13 protein-coding genes are annotated in these 13,558 nt (G+C 67.7%); 3 read left to right on the forward strand and 10 right to left on the reverse strand.

What is annotated here, in order from left to right; genetic code table 11:
• Positions 1-14 precede the first annotated feature (14 nt).
• From BP26_RS0102490 to BP26_RS0102500, 3 genes are read left to right on the forward strand one after another with little or no spacing between them, the layout of a single operon-like run.
• On the forward strand, positions 15-2,576 hold the full coding sequence (locus BP26_RS0102490) for a TonB-dependent receptor (RefSeq protein ID WP_084182759.1): 2,562 nt from the start codon (positions 15-17) through the stop codon (positions 2,574-2,576).
• A gap of 20 nt (positions 2,577-2,596) precedes the next feature.
• A complete protein-coding gene (locus tag BP26_RS0102495; RefSeq protein WP_029919000.1) occupies positions 2,597-3,223 on the forward strand; it encodes a M23 family metallopeptidase in 627 nt (208 codons plus the stop codon).
• Positions 3,224-3,271: 48 nt separating this feature from the next.
• Complete coding sequence (locus BP26_RS0102500) at positions 3,272-3,937, forward strand: hypothetical protein (protein ID WP_157572323.1); 666 nt, start codon at positions 3,272-3,274, stop codon at positions 3,935-3,937.
• Between the two features lie 47 nt (positions 3,938-3,984).
• Here the strand turns inward: BP26_RS0102500 and BP26_RS0102505 are convergent, their stop codons facing one another.
• The 10 genes from BP26_RS0102505 to BP26_RS0102550 are packed head-to-tail and all read right to left on the reverse strand — an operon-like array spanning position 3,985 to position 13,334.
• On the reverse strand, positions 3,985-4,662 hold the full coding sequence (locus BP26_RS0102505; protein WP_051748158.1) for a 4'-phosphopantetheinyl transferase family protein: 678 nt from the start codon (positions 4,660-4,662) through the stop codon (positions 3,985-3,987).
• A gap of 2 nt (positions 4,663-4,664) precedes the next feature.
• Positions 4,665-5,408 carry a 3-oxoacyl-ACP reductase FabG gene (gene fabG, locus BP26_RS0102510; RefSeq protein ID WP_029919003.1) on the reverse strand — a complete coding sequence of 248 codons (744 nt, stop codon included), beginning with the start codon at positions 5,406-5,408 and terminating at the stop codon, positions 4,665-4,667.
• Positions 5,405-5,962 carry a DUF3261 domain-containing protein gene (locus BP26_RS0102515; protein WP_029919004.1) on the reverse strand — a complete coding sequence of 186 codons (558 nt, stop codon included), beginning with the start codon at positions 5,960-5,962 and terminating at the stop codon, positions 5,405-5,407. The genes fabG and BP26_RS0102515 overlap by 4 nt, the downstream gene beginning before the upstream one ends.
• Positions 5,937-7,205, reverse strand: a complete 1,269-nt coding sequence (locus BP26_RS0102520) for an NAD(P)/FAD-dependent oxidoreductase (protein ID WP_051748160.1) — start codon at positions 7,203-7,205, stop codon at positions 5,937-5,939. Before BP26_RS0102520 ends, BP26_RS0102515 begins: the two co-directional genes overlap by 26 nt.
• Before the next feature lie 13 nt (positions 7,206-7,218).
• Complete coding sequence (locus BP26_RS30485) at positions 7,219-9,594, reverse strand: MMPL family transporter (RefSeq protein WP_029919006.1); 2,376 nt, start codon at positions 9,592-9,594, stop codon at positions 7,219-7,221.
• A complete protein-coding gene (locus tag BP26_RS0102530; protein ID WP_051748162.1) occupies positions 9,591-10,259 on the reverse strand; it encodes an outer membrane lipoprotein carrier protein LolA in 669 nt (222 codons plus the stop codon). The genes BP26_RS30485 and BP26_RS0102530 overlap by 4 nt, the downstream gene beginning before the upstream one ends.
• Positions 10,259-10,720, reverse strand: coding sequence for an acyl-CoA thioesterase (locus tag BP26_RS0102535; RefSeq protein WP_051748164.1), 462 nt, complete (start codon positions 10,718-10,720; stop codon positions 10,259-10,261). Before BP26_RS0102535 ends, BP26_RS0102530 begins: the two co-directional genes overlap by 1 nt.
• Positions 10,717-11,481 carry a glycosyltransferase family 2 protein gene (locus tag BP26_RS0102540; protein ID WP_029919009.1) on the reverse strand — a complete coding sequence of 255 codons (765 nt, stop codon included), beginning with the start codon at positions 11,479-11,481 and terminating at the stop codon, positions 10,717-10,719. Before BP26_RS0102540 ends, BP26_RS0102535 begins: the two co-directional genes overlap by 4 nt.
• A gap of 21 nt (positions 11,482-11,502) precedes the next feature.
• On the reverse strand, positions 11,503-12,300 hold the full coding sequence (locus BP26_RS0102545) for a lysophospholipid acyltransferase family protein (protein ID WP_051748166.1): 798 nt from the start codon (positions 12,298-12,300) through the stop codon (positions 11,503-11,505).
• Positions 12,297-13,334 (reverse strand): chorismate transformation FkbO/Hyg5 family protein, encoded by a 1,038-nt coding sequence (locus BP26_RS0102550; RefSeq protein WP_051748168.1) that lies wholly within the window; start codon positions 13,332-13,334, stop codon positions 12,297-12,299. The genes BP26_RS0102545 and BP26_RS0102550 overlap by 4 nt, the downstream gene beginning before the upstream one ends.
• Between the last annotated feature and the right edge of the window lie 224 nt (positions 13,335-13,558).

The raw sequence follows: 13,558 nt of genomic DNA on the forward strand, positions 1-13,558 counted from the left end.
AGGATGACCAATTCATGCTTTCCTTTGCGCCGGCTGCGCGGCTTCGCACGCGCCGCTATCTGATTGCCGCATTTCTGGGTTTCGCCAGCAGCACCCTTCCCACCCACGCCTTCGCCGCCGACGCGCAACTGCTCGCGGCCTCCACCAGCGAAGGCACCATCCAGGGCATCGTCGTCGGCGGCGACGGCAAGCCGCTGGGTTCCGCCAAGATCCAGTTGCTCAATGCCTCGGGCAAGGTGGTGGCGCAGGCGCAGAGCGATGCGCACGGCATTTTCACCATCAACGGCATCGCCGCCGGCACCTATACGGTGAACGCGGCCAGGGGCAGCGACTTCAACAGCGTCGACGTGCAGGTCAGCTCCGGCCAGACCAGCAAGGCCGAACTGGCGCTGGGCACCAAGGAGTTGAATACCGTCACCGTCACCGCCAGGCGCTTCGAGCGGGCGCGCAACAGCCTGTCGCCCTCCACCGGCAGCAGCCAGTACACCTTCGACGCGAAGACCATCGCGCAGCTGCCCGAAGGCGACAACACCCAGTTCAACCATGTGCTGCTGCAGGCGCCGGGCGTGGCCAACGACAACCAGGGCCAGCTGCACATCCGCGGCGACCACAACGACATCCAGTACCGCATCAACGGCATCATCCTGCCGGACGGCGTCAGCGGCTTCGGCCAGGTGCTGGACACCCGTTTCGCCAAGAGCATCACCCTGAACACCGGCGCCCTGCCCGCGCAGTACGGCCTGCGCACCGCCGGCGTCATCGACATCGTCACCAAGGACCGCTACGACGGCGGCGAAGTCGAGATGTACGGCGGCAGCCACGACACGGTCAACCCGAGCTTCGAGCTGGGCAAGACCGTCGGCAACTTCACCGGCTACGTCACCGGCCAGTACCTGACCAACAACCTGGGCATCGAGAACACCACCGATTCCAGCAACGCCATCCACGACCGCACCCGGCAGGGCAAGGGCTTCGCCTACCTGTCCTACCTGCTCGACAGCAACACCAAGATCAGCGCGCTCTACGCCGCCTCCGCCACGCGCTTCGAAATCCCCAACAATCCGGACCAGCCGGTGGACTGCGACTTCGTCAACCAGCTCAACGGCAACGGCGCCTGCGATGGCGGCACCAACCCGACTTCCGCAGCGGTGGGCGGCGCGAACATCGACTCGCGCGGCCTCAACGAACGGCAGTTCGAGCGCAACCAGTTCGGCATCCTGGCGCTGCAAGGCGTCGGCGCCGACGACCTGACCTACCAGGTGGCGGCGTTCCAGCGCGTCAGCACGGTGTCCTTCTCGGCCGATCCGGTGGGTGACCTGGTGTTCAACGGCACCGCCTCCGACATCAAGCGCAAGGCCTCGGTGCTGGGCCTGCAGGGCGACCTGAGCTATCCGCTGACCGATTCGCACACCATCACCACCGGCTTTTCGGCCAGCACCGAGGACGACCGCGCCGACAACCGCTCAACCGTATTCACCCTGAATGCGACCTCGCCCGGCCCTTCCTGCGTCTCCGGCACCACCCTCGGCACGGACTCGAACGGCAACCCGACCTGCTTCGGCGGCCCGACCACCATCGTCGACAACAACCCGAAGAACGGCAACACCACGGCCAGCATCTACGTCCAGGACAAGTGGGAGGTCACCAAGAGCCTGATCGTCAACTACGGCCTGCGCTACGACCACGTCAGCGCCTTCGTCACCGGGCAACAGCTCAGCCCGCGCATCGGCATGATCGACTACCTGACGCCGCGCACCACCATCCACGCCGGCTACTCGCGCTACTTCACGCCGCCGCCGAGCGAGCTCGTCTCCAACTCGACCGTCGACAAGTTCGCCAACACCACCCTGGCCTCGGCGACCCAGCCGGGCTGCACGCCGACCCCGGGCAACAACTGCGTCCTCAACAGCCCGGTGCAGCCGGAACGCTCGCACTACTTCGACCTGGGCGTGCTGCACCAGCTGACCTCGTCCTACACCGTCGGCCTGGACGCGTACTACCGCTATGCGCGCAACCTGATCGACGAAGGCCAGTTCGGCACGGCGCTGATCTTCACGCCGTTCAATTACGCGCAAGGCCACGTCTACGGCCTGGAATTCACCAACGCCTACCATCAGGGCAACCTGTCGGCCTACCTGAACTTCGCCAAGTCGGTGGCGCAGGCGACCAACAACGTCTCGGCGCAGTCCGTCGCCTTCCCCGACCCGGCCGAGTTCGCCTACGTCAGCCAGCACTACATCTATCTCGACCACAACCAGGCCCTGACCATTTCCGGCGGCGCCTCCTACGTGCTGTGGCGCACCACCTTCGGCATCGAAGGCACCTACGAGGACGGCCTGCGCGCGGGCTTCGCCAACACCGCGAAGCTCAAGCCGAACGTGCAGTTCGACCTGTCGGCGAGCCGCTCGGTGCAGATCAGCGACGCGCTGGGCAAGGTCGACCTGCGCATGGCGGTGATCAACGTGCTGGACCGCAGGAACGAGATCCGCGACGGCTCCGGCATCGGCGTCGGCGCCCCGGCCTGGGGCCCGCGCGCGGCGCTGTACTTCGGCATCGCCAAGCCGTTCAACATCTGAAATCCTCAAGGAGCGAGGTCATGCAAAACGTGATTCCATCCGCATGCGCCGCTGGGGCGCGTCCACCCCGGGGCCTGCCGGTCCTGGCCCTGCTGATGATCGCGGCGAGCGCCGGAGCGAATGCTCCGGCGGCTTCGCCGCCGGCGCTCGCCACCGCCGGCGGCGAAGCACTGCCCGGAACACACCTGGTCACGCTGGACACGCCGGTCGAGGACGAGCACATCACCTCGCCCTTCGGCTGGCGCGTGCATCCGATCCTGAAGCGGCGCCGCTTCCACAAGGGCGTGGACTTCGGCGCGCCGGAAGGCACGCCGGTGCATGCCGCCGAGGACGGGGTGATCGAGGCCATCGGCCGCCGCGGACACTACGGCCTGTATCTGCGCATCCGCCACTGCGCCACGGTGGAGACGGCCTATGCGCACCTGGCCTCGTTCACGCCGGGCCTGGAAGTGGGCTCGACGGTGAGCCGCGGACAGGTCATCGCCGAAGTCGGCCGCACCGGCTGGGCCACCGGCCCGCACCTGTATTACGAGGTGATCGTCAACGGTCACCGCATCAATCCGAACAAGCCGGGCCTGCAGGTGCCGGTGGATTTGCCGGTGATGCAGAAACCTGCGCTGCAGGCGGATGCGGGCGGCACTTCCTAGGGTGCCGCGAGACCCGCAGCCGGCACGGCGAAGCCCAGGCCGGTTAGGATGGACGGACGCGGCACCACGCCGCGATCCGGAGCGGAAATGAAATTTCAGGGAATCGTGCTGTTTCTGGCGGGCATGACGCTCCTCACCGGCTGCGCCTCATACGACTATGACGCTTCCCGGGCCAATCTCAGCTACAGCGGACAGCGCCGCGTCGCGGTTGCCACCTGGGATCAGCGCGAATACGTCGTGTCCGGCGACAAGGACCCTGATTTCGTCGGCCTGCAGCGGACCAAGATGGGTATCCCGTTCAATGTCACAACCACCTCCCAGCAACCGCTGGCGACGGAAATGACCAACTCCCTGATCCTGTCGCTGGCCGGCGCCGGCTTCACCGCTGCGCCGGTGACCCTGACGCCGCAGGCCACCGAGGGCAGCGCGGTATTTGCGCTGCTGCACGACAAGCCGGCGCGGGCACTGCTGCTGAAGGTGAACGAGTGGAAAAGCGACACCTTGATGAAGCCGACCGTTTACTACGATCTGACGCTGAACGTCTACGACGGAGTCGGGCGCAAGCTCGGCAGCAAAACCGTGAAAGGCGATGAGGATCTGGAGGGCAGGGTCTTCAACCCCTCCGGCAAGGCGAAGAAGACCGTGCCCGAAGCGTTCCGCCTGAAAATCGAACAGCTGCTCAATTCCCCCGAGATCGTGACCGCGCTGAAGTAGCCACGGCGGGAATGGGCCGGCCGCCCCCTTCCGCAACGGCGTCCGCTTCAGGCGCCGAAGGCCATGCCGCTGATCACCAGATCATCTCCGAAGCGGCAGCGGCCGGACCAGGGCGCCGGCAGGATTTTCTCGAGCTTCAAGGGCACCAGCGGGCGCACCGCGAAGCGTCCCGACTGCAAGCCGGCGTCGAGCGGCTCCAGCGCCACGTCCTGGAAACCCACCCATGATTCGGTGAGACCGTACTGGCATTTGTAGAAGGCTTCCTTGCCGCTGAAGATCAGCGCGCCGGCACGGGCCTGTTCCGCTTCGGGCAGCCCCTCCAGCCAGATCAGCTCGCCGGCGGTGCAGATCTTGGGCCACAGATTCCGCCCGACCCGCCCGACCCGTTCGGCGTCGACGCCGATGGCGTGGTATTGGTCGCTCCGTGCCGCCACCGCGGCATAGTAGCCATGGGTGTGGGTAATGCTGCCGACAATGCCAGCCGGCCACTGTGGCCGCCGGTCTTCACGCACCAGCAGGGGAAAGCCGGTGACCCCGAGTTGCTCCAGCACCCGGCGCGCACAGAGGCGGCCGGCGGCGAATTCACCGGCGCGCTTGGCAATGGCCTTGCCCAGGTGCCGCGCCTCTTCCGGATAGAGCAATGCCGCATCACCCGGTTCCGTCCTGGACGCCGTCGCCACCGCAGCCGGAAACAGGGTGTCGAGCAGAAGCGCGGCTTCGCTCACGGCTAAATCAGGCCGCCGTTGACGCTGATCACCTGGCGCGTGATGTAGGCCGCGGTGTCGGAACAGAGAAAGGCGATCAACGCCGCCACTTCCTGCGGCTGGCCGACGCGGCCGGCCGGGATCGCCTTGAGCAGCTCCTCCCGCGGCGCCTGTTCGATCATGTCGGTTTCGATCAGGCCCGGGGTTACGCAGTTCACCGTGATGTTGCGGCTGGCCATCTCCAGCGCCAGTGCCTTGGCGGCGCCGATCAGGCCGGCCTTGGCGGCGCTGTAATTGACCTGGCCGCGATTGCCGATGAGGCCGGCCACCGAGGACAGCACGACGATGCGCCCGCCCTTGCGCAGGCGCACCATCGGCATCAGCAGCGGATGCAGCACGTTGTAGAAGCCGTCCAGGTTGGCATGCACCACCTTGTCCCAGCTCGCGCCGGACATGCCGGCGAAGACGCCGTCCTGGTTCAGGCCGGCATTGCACACCACGCCGTAGTAGGCGCCGTGCGCGGCGATATCGGCCTCGATGCCTGCGGCGCAGGCGGCGCGATCGGCGATATCGAAGGCCAGCATGCGCGCGCTGCCGCCGGCGGCCTCGATCTCCGCGCACAGTGGCGCCAGACGCTCCGGCTGCGCCCTGCAATGCGCCGCGACATTGAAGCCCGCCTGCGCCAACGCCAGCGCGGCGGCGCGGCCAATGCCGCGGCTCGCGCCCGTGACCAGGATCCAGCGACGTTGCGCAGCCCTGTCGTTCATGGATTCTGCGGCTCGATGTCGATCGAATACTTCAAGGGAATGTTCCGCAGCGTGATGCGGGCCTGCCAGGGATCGGGTGCGCTGTAGCTTACGCGGCTCACCAGTTCGCCCCGGAAATACAACTCGCGCACACCGGCGGACGGCTCGGCGATCTTCCAGTCGCCGCCTTCCAGCTTTTCCTGCCATGCCGGCAAAGGCCACATCGCCAGCTGCACATCGGACAGCACCCGCTCCGGCGGCAGGCCCTGCGGCGCATAGGGACTGACCTGCGCATCGAGCTTGCCGCCGGCATAGTGCAGGCTGAAGGCGCGCTGGCCCAGCGGGCCGAGGGCGATCAGGGTCACGGCGTCGCGGTCGGCCTGAAGGGCGCATTGCAGGATGAAGGTGCGATCGCCGTTGGCGACGTGCAGCACCTGGCTCGCGGCATGCGCCCCGCCGAGCGAGGCCGGCGCGAGCAAGGGCGGCACCGGCGGCACTTCCTGCCTGAACGGCAGGAGGCCGCAGTCCCCCAGCACCAGCGCGGCGGCGCTAGCGAACAGGAGGCGCCTGATCACTGGCCTCCCGGTTGCGCAGCGTCTGCGCCAGCGCGCGCAGGCGCCGGCCGGATTTGCCGACATAGGGGTTCTCGGTGTCCCAGGCGTAGCCGGCGAGCACGCTGCACAGCAATTCGTAGACCCGCGGCGGCCGGTTGTCGCTGAACATGACCGTCTGCAAGGCCCCCTCGTACCAGGTTTCGACATAGCCCTTGAAGGTGTCCACCCCCAGCATCAGCGGCTCGGCGAACTCCTTCTCCCAATCCACGGTTCCGCCCTGCAGCTGGCGGTGCGCGAGCGGCGCTGCCAGCGAGGCGGACTTGAGGGCGATGGTGACGCCGGACGAGAACACCGGATCGAGGAACTTGCCGGCATTGCCGAGCAGGGCGAAGTTGCGGCCGTGCAAGGAGGAGACCGCCGTGGCATAGCCACGGATCTCGCGTGCCGAGGGCCAGATCGGCTTGGCGTTGCGCAGCATGCGCTTCATGCCGGGCTCTTCCGCCACCAGCGCCATCAGCCGCTCGGTGAGGTCGCCGGGATATTTCTGCAGGAAGGCGTCCTCGGCCACCACGCCGATCGAGGCGCGGCCTTCCGAGAACGGGATCAGCCAGTACCATACATCGCCGTGCACCGGATGCACCGCGACGCGGATCTTGTTGCGGTCGAACGCCGCATCCTCGATATGATCCTCGACGTGGATGAACAGCGAGGCACGCACCGGGAAATCGGCCGGCGCGTCGAGCTGGAGCAGGCGTGGCAGGATGCGTCCGAAGCCGCTGGCGTCGAAAACGAAGCGCGCGCTGTGACGGCTTTCCCGCCCCGCCGCATCGCGCGCGGTGAGCAGCGCCGTGTCGCCGGAAAAGTCGGCGGCGATGATGTCCTGCTCGTAGCGCACTTCGGCGCCCTGCCGCTCCGCTTCGTTCGCCAGGATATGGTCGAAGTCGGCGCGCGTCACCTGATAGGCATAGGGGTGGCCGGCGCAGGTCTTCATCGAAAAAACGAAATCGACCTTGCGGTCCTCGCGCACGATCTGCGCGCCATCCTTGAACTGGAAGCCGGCCTTTTCCACCGCCTCCAGCATGCCCGCCTCCTCCAGCAGGGTCAGACTTTGCGGCAGCATGCTCTCGCCGATGGAAAAACGCGGGAAGCGGGTCTTCTCCAGCACCCGCACCGACAGGCCGTTGCGGCGCGACAATGCCGCCGCCATGGCGCCGGCGGGGCCGGCACCGATGACCAGAACATCAACCGGTGCTTCTGTATTCACTGGGGGCTCCTGATCAATCCGTCGAAATGGAACGCGACCGTGCCGGGATTGTGCCCAATGCAGCCGAGCAGGCAAAGCCGAGCAGCACGCCGATCGACACGGTGAGACCGATGCTGTGGATGAACGGCGTGGTGCTGAACGCCAGCAGGCCGAAGGCAACCAGGGCCAGCAGCGCGGCCAGCGTCGCCGACAGCAGGGTCGAAGGACCGCGCAATTCAGGCAACTGCAACAGGATCGCATACTCCATCGACAGACCCAGCACCAGGTGCAGCGCGACCACATGGAAGAAGGTCACCGCCACGCCGCACAGGCCCAGCACCGCCAGCGCGCCCAGCACCGCCGCCACCGGCGCCAGCATCAGGCGCACGCCGCGCCGCAGGCCGTACGGTACGGCCAGCAGCAGGGCGGAGGCGAACACCGACGCGGCGACGATCCACAGGGCGATGCTGCGGTAACGCCGCAGGATCTCGGTGACGTTGGCGACGCGGTCGATCAGGCTCACCTGCGGCAGGCCGTCGGCCGCCGTGCGCAGCAGGGCGGTATCGCCGGCTCCGGACAGCGTCACCACGCTGGCGAAGATGCCGCCGCCGATGTCGCCCAGCCACAGGTGCCGGTAAGGCTCGGCGGCCGGGGTGGCCAGCCAGGCATCGGCGGTCAGCGGCGCGACGCCCTTGCCGAAAGCGGCGAGGCGCTCGGCGATGGCCGCCGGCGCAAAGCCGAGCTCGCGCATGAAGCGCGGCAAAAGGCCGCTGTCGGAGAAGACGCTGCCGGCGAGCAGCTCATGGTTCTGCGCCTGGCGCTGCGCCGAGGGCAGCGCACGGGACACGGCATTGTAGGATTTGAGCTGGCCCTGGGCCCGCAGGGAATCGAGGCGCTGGCTCAGCTGTTCCTCGGCTTGCAGCAGTGCCTCGGCGCTGGCGGCGCGCACCAGGAAGAAGCGACTATCGACGCTGTCGCCGAGCTGGTCACGCACTTCCTTCTCCTGCTGCGCCAGCTGCGGCGTATCCGGCTGCAGAACGCGCACGTCGTCCTGCACCTGCACTCGCCACAACCCCGCCGCGGTGAGCGCGATCAGGGCCAGCCAGAACCAGCGGGTACGCGTCGTGACGAGCCGCTCGCGCAAGGCCTGGGCCCGGCCGAAAAAACGGCTCAGGCGCTCGGCCACTGCCGGCGCAGCCGGCCGCACCCAGCGCGGGAACCAGGCGATGACGCAGCCGTAGGCCCCCAGCAGACCGATGCAGCAGAACAAGGCGATCTGGCGCAAACCCGGAAACGGCGCGACCGCCAACAGGGCGTAGCTCATCAGTGAGACCAGGCAGCTCATGCCGATGGCGGGCCCGATGAAGGGCAGCGCATCGGCGGCGCGCCAGCGGCCCGGTGTGCGGAACTGGTCGGCGCAGTAGTAAATCGAATAATCGATGGCGATGCCGGCAAGGTTGCTGCAGAACACCAGGGTCAGCACATGGACCCGGCCGAACAGGTAGTGGCAGACGGTCAATGCGGCGATGACCCCGACGCCGAGGGCGGCGGCGGACAGCAGCAACACGCGGCCGGAGCGGAACACCCACAGCAGGATGGCGACCAGGCCCAGCAGCTGCACACTGCCGAACAGCTTCACCTCATGCTGCCCGAGGCGCGAAGCGGCGACGGCATGCTGGATCAGGCCGGAACCGCTGACGCTGGCGCCGGCGGCATGCGCGGCGGCGAAGGCGGCGTCCAGCGCCGGCGCGGCCGCGTCCTCCTCGGCGGTGGAAAAGGCATTGGCGGACAGTACGGCGCGTACCAGCACATACTGGATCGCGTCCGCACCGCCGCTGGCGACGTTGAGCACGCCGTCGCGCAGCGTCAGGTTGCCGCCGACCGGCGAGGTGTCGGCCAGGAAGTCGCCGAACAGGTTGAGCGGGTCGGCGCCAGCGCCGCTGCGCCGCATGAACGCGGCCGGCGTATAGAGGGCCTGGCGCGCCTGCGCCAGCAGAGCGGCGTCGTTGCCGCCGAGCAGCCAGCCGCGGGCGCGCGCGGACAGCAGGCCATCGCGATACGGCCGGTAGATGTCGGCGACTTTCTCCGGCCACGCGGCGTCGACCTCCAGCGTCACCTCGGCGAAGGCCGGCGAGCTGCGCAGGGTATCGGCAAAGCGCCGCGCCGCGCCGCGGGCGGTGGCGAAATCATTCGCGCCGACCAGGAACACCGCGTTGCGGCCGAGTTGATCGGCGAAGCGGTCGAGGGCGCGCGCCGCGTCGGCATCGCGGGTATCGCGCGGCAGCAAGGCCAGAATGTCGGTTTCAAATTGCAGCCGTGGCGCAAGCTGGACCGCGAACAGGGTCAGCAACAGCGCAACCGCGGCGGTCCAGATCCAGAAGCGGGCGGCGACGGCCTTGGCGGGCGTCACTTGAAGTGCTTGCGCTCGGCCTCGGACAGGGTGCCGAGGGCGGTCTGCCGTGTAAAAGTGATTTCGGTGCGATCGCCGCCGGTTTCGTGGAGGAGTATGCGCTGCGGCTGCTCACTACCGCTGATGACTATGCTGTCGATCATTTTCGCCAGGGCCGCGTCGCGCGGCTTGAGGCCAAGCGTCCAGCCCTCCTTGCCGCGCAGGCCGTAGAGCGTGAAGCGTTCGGCCAGTTTCGGCGTGTCGAGCGCGAACAGCGCATCGAACACCTGCTCCACCGCGCCCAGGCCGGGTTGCGTCGCTGCATCGGCGCGCATGGCCTCGGCGCCGCCGTCGCGCTGCACCATGGCCTGCGGCGTCAGCACCAAGTCGGAATCGAACGGCACCCGGGTATGCCAGTCGATGCCGATGCCGCGCGCCACCAGGAAATCGCCGGAGGAAACCAGCGGCTGCGGCAGTTCGTGCAGGGACTTGCGCTGGCTGAACTCGCCACGCACGGCCGCGGCACCGGCCAGGGCGCGCGCCGCGGGCCCGAGCAGGGCATCCAGTTCCTTGGCTTCCGCGGGGTGGGCGAAGACCGGATCGGCCGCCGCATCCGGCGACGGCGAAGCCGGAGCGGCGGCAGCGATGGCGGAAACCAGCAGCAACAGGCTCGCCGCGATGCGCATCAGTCCATCCCCAGCCGTTCGCGCAGCCGCTGCCGCAGCGCCGGCGGCGAAGCGATCTGCATCTCGCCGTTGTCGATCCGCACCGCCACCTGCACGGTATGGCCCTTGCACAGCCGCGCGCCGCTGCCGGCATCGGTGATCAGGTAGGCCACCTTGAGACGGAATTCCCACTCGCACAACCACGCCCTGACGATGGCCTGCTGTCCGAAATGCAGCGGCTTGACGTGCCGGGCCCAGAAATCGATCAGCGGCCAGTTGTAGCCCGACTCGGCCATCCGCGCATAGCCGTAATCGATCTGCCCAAGCAGCGCACAGCGCGCCTGGTCGAAATACTTGGCGTAGTTGCCGTGCCAGACGATGCCGGCGGGATCGCAATCGTAAAACGGCACCTGCAGCGGCACGGTCGCCTCGAGCAGCGGCGCCTTGGCAGCATTGAGCAGGGCGGCAGCCGGAACGGTCATGTGGACGCGTCCGGCGCCGGACGGCCCAGCAGGCGCCGGCCCGCCAGCAGGGGCAGGCGCAGCAACATGCCCAGCAACAGGCGCAAGTGCAGACGCACCATGCGCAGGTTGTCGCTGAGGTAATGGAAGTGCGACACGCCGTCGGCGGGATAGGTCACATGCGTCGGCACGCTGTAGACGCGGACGCCGGCCCAGTGCAGGCGCACCAGGATGCTGGTGTCGAAATCCATGCGGTGGCCCACCGCGCCGCCGCGCCACAGGGCGAGCGCCGATTGCAGCGGATAGACGCGAAAGCCGCACATCGAATCGACGATCTCGAACGACAGGGTGTGCAGCCACACCAGCACGTGCGTCAGATAGCGGCCATAGAAACGGACTTTCGGCACCGACTGGTCGTAGACCGGGATGCCGCTGACCACCGCCAGCGGATGCCGGCGCGCCACCTCGAGCAGCTTCGGCAGGTCGCCGGTATCGTGCTGGCCGTCGGCATCGATCTGCACGGCGTGGGTGAATCCTTCCGCCGCCGCAGCGGCGCAGCCGCTCATCACCGCCACACCCTTGCCGCGGTTTTCCGGCAGCACCAGCAGACGCAGCCACCCGTTCTCGGCGGCGGCCAGCGCCCGCACCACGGCGGCGGCTTCACCACCGCTGCCGTCGTCGACGATCCAGCAGGGCAGATCGAACGGACGCAGACGCTCGACCAGCGCACCGATGGCGCGTTCGTGCCGGAAATACGGAATGACGATGCAGGGACGGAACATGCTCGGCGGCGGCACAACGGCTTATTGCAGGGAGTAGATCGGCACCGCCGCGGTGGCGGACCTGGCCTCGACGTTGAGCACGGCTTCGAATTGCGCGGTCAACCGGCGCACCGCCATGCTGGGCGAATCGCCCTCGCGGCAGCTGTGTTCGGGGCGCATCGGCGCGGCGGCGATGAAGGTGTAGTGCGGCGGCTGCTCCGGCACCTGATACCACTTCGAACCCTTGGTCAGGGTGATCGGCTCGCAGCGGATGCGCAGCGGCACGATGTCGGCGCCCGAACGCAGGGCGATATGTGCGGCTCCGCGTCGGAACACGCTGCGCCGCCCCGGCACCGAGCGGGTACCTTCCGGAAACACGATCAGGCTGCGGCCGGCCTGCAGCGAAGCGGTACAGCTTTCGATCAGGCCGTCAGGGGAGGCGTTGCCGATGTAGCCGGCCCAGCCCACCGCGCGGCGCAGGAAAGGGTTGTGCCACAGGTCCTGCTTGACGATGCAGTCCAGCTGCGGCATCCAGGCGAGCAGAAAGACCACGTCGATCAGGCTGGGATGGTTGGCCACGATCAGCCGCCCCGGCACCTGCAAGTGTTCGCGGCCGTGCAACTCGTAGGTGATCAGGCCAAGGCTCTTCATCAGCCAGATGAACCAGCGGCAGCCGTAGTGGATGACGCGCTGCACCCGGCGCCGCGCGGCATCGATGTCCGCGGCACTGACCGCCACCAGGGGCAGCACGGTCAACGACAGCAGCAGCGAGACCAGGCCGAACACCGAGAAGGCAAACCCGGTGGCGACGACGCGCCAGGCCCGTCCGAGCAGGTTCATGCCGTCCGCTCCCGGGGCATGCGGTACATGGCTTCGACTTCGATCAGCAGTTCGCGCCGGCAGATGTCCCCGGCCAGCAGCTGCAGCGGCGTGTCGCCGAACAGTTCATGCAGCAACGGCTGCACCAGCGGCAGATCTTCCTTGTGGCGCAGGTAGACGCAATAGGACTCGGCCTTGAATTCACGGGGGTCGCGGCCGGGCAACTGGGTCAGCACGGCATGCGCCAGCAAGGCCTGCAGATTGGCCGCTGTCTGCCGCAGCTGGCCCACCGTGTCGCCGGCGCAGGCGGTGGCATGGCCGACGATGCTGGCGGTGCCGGACACCAGCAGCTGTGCGCCATCCGCCCAGGGCAACAGGGTGGCGCGGGAAAAACTGGGGCTGCGCAGGCCGTAGGAACGCGGATAACGGAAAGCGCTGACCTGGCGGGGATTTTCCACTTGCCGGCCGGGCTGTTTGCCGGCAACCGCAATCAGGGTCAATCCGCCGCCGCGCGAACCGATGGCGCTGGCCGCCGGCAAGCGCATCTCGAAACCGGCATGGTCGTCCAGCGCGCGATAACGCCCCACGCAAAACTGGCGATAACGTTCGGCGTCGCCTTCACCTTCGTTGATCTCGCCCAGGTAGTGCCAGACGCGCCACAACTCGGGATAGCCACGCGCGGCGACAAACTCGCCGATACGGCGATAGGCGCTGTAGACCTTGTCCTCGATGGGTGTCAGCGCGGCCTCGTCCAGGCGCAACTGCACGATCAGCGTCTCACCGTTTTCGCTGTAGCCCAGATCGCCGTCCCAGCCGTGGCTGACCGGCAGATCGCTCAGCCATAACTCACACTGCCCCGTGCCCATGAGAGGCAGCAACGGCACGGCCAGCAGGCGCGGGTCGGCGCCGCCGGAAACCACGCCGTAGCGGAATCCGCAGAGGACATCCGCCGGAAGCGGGCCAGCCAGCGCAGACGCCTCCGCCGCCACCATGCGGTGCGAACAGGCGGGCCATGCGGCGCCCTTCCCAGCGGCCTTGGTTTCGGCATTCGTCATCGGTGAAGTATCTCGCAAACCCAGGCAGGAATGGCAACCCCGCAAAAGGGCAGGCATCCTTTATAATTCAATACTTAGGTAGAGCGCGCTGGGCCGGTTCTGGGGGCAAAATCCGGCAAACAGGGCTTCAATTCGCAGCAGGGCCCATTTTATCCAGTTTTGCCGTCCACTTGTGCCAACCGGTCCACAAACCATGCGCGCCATTCCACCCACCACCGCTTCGA

The sequence above is a fragment of the Nevskia soli DSM 19509 genome (assembly GCF_000711955.1).
GTDB classification, from domain to species: Bacteria; Pseudomonadota; Gammaproteobacteria; order Nevskiales; family Nevskiaceae; genus Nevskia; species Nevskia soli.

Bases quoted from the DNA above. Each gene is read 5' to 3' on its own strand.
- BP26_RS0102530 (WP_051748162.1), bottom strand. From the start codon at position 10,259: ATGCGCATCGCGGCGAGCCTGTTGCTGCTGGTTTCCGCCATCGCTGCC.
- BP26_RS0102490 (WP_084182759.1), top strand. From the start codon at position 15: ATGCTTTCCTTTGCGCCGGCTGCGCGGCTTCGCACGCGCCGCTATCTG.
- BP26_RS0102495 (WP_029919000.1), top strand. From the start codon at position 2,597: ATGCAAAACGTGATTCCATCCGCATGCGCCGCTGGGGCGCGTCCACCC.
- BP26_RS0102545 (WP_051748166.1), bottom strand. From the start codon at position 12,300: ATGAACCTGCTCGGACGGGCCTGGCGCGTCGTCGCCACCGGGTTTGCC.
- BP26_RS0102540 (WP_029919009.1), bottom strand. From the start codon at position 11,481: ATGTTCCGTCCCTGCATCGTCATTCCGTATTTCCGGCACGAACGCGCC.
- BP26_RS0102550 (WP_051748168.1), bottom strand. From the start codon at position 13,334: ATGACGAATGCCGAAACCAAGGCCGCTGGGAAGGGCGCCGCATGGCCC.
- BP26_RS0102500 (WP_157572323.1), top strand. From the start codon at position 3,272: ATGGACGGACGCGGCACCACGCCGCGATCCGGAGCGGAAATGAAATTT.
- fabG (WP_029919003.1), bottom strand. From the start codon at position 5,408: ATGAACGACAGGGCTGCGCAACGTCGCTGGATCCTGGTCACGGGCGCG.
- BP26_RS0102535 (WP_051748164.1), bottom strand. From the start codon at position 10,720: ATGACCGTTCCGGCTGCCGCCCTGCTCAATGCTGCCAAGGCGCCGCTG.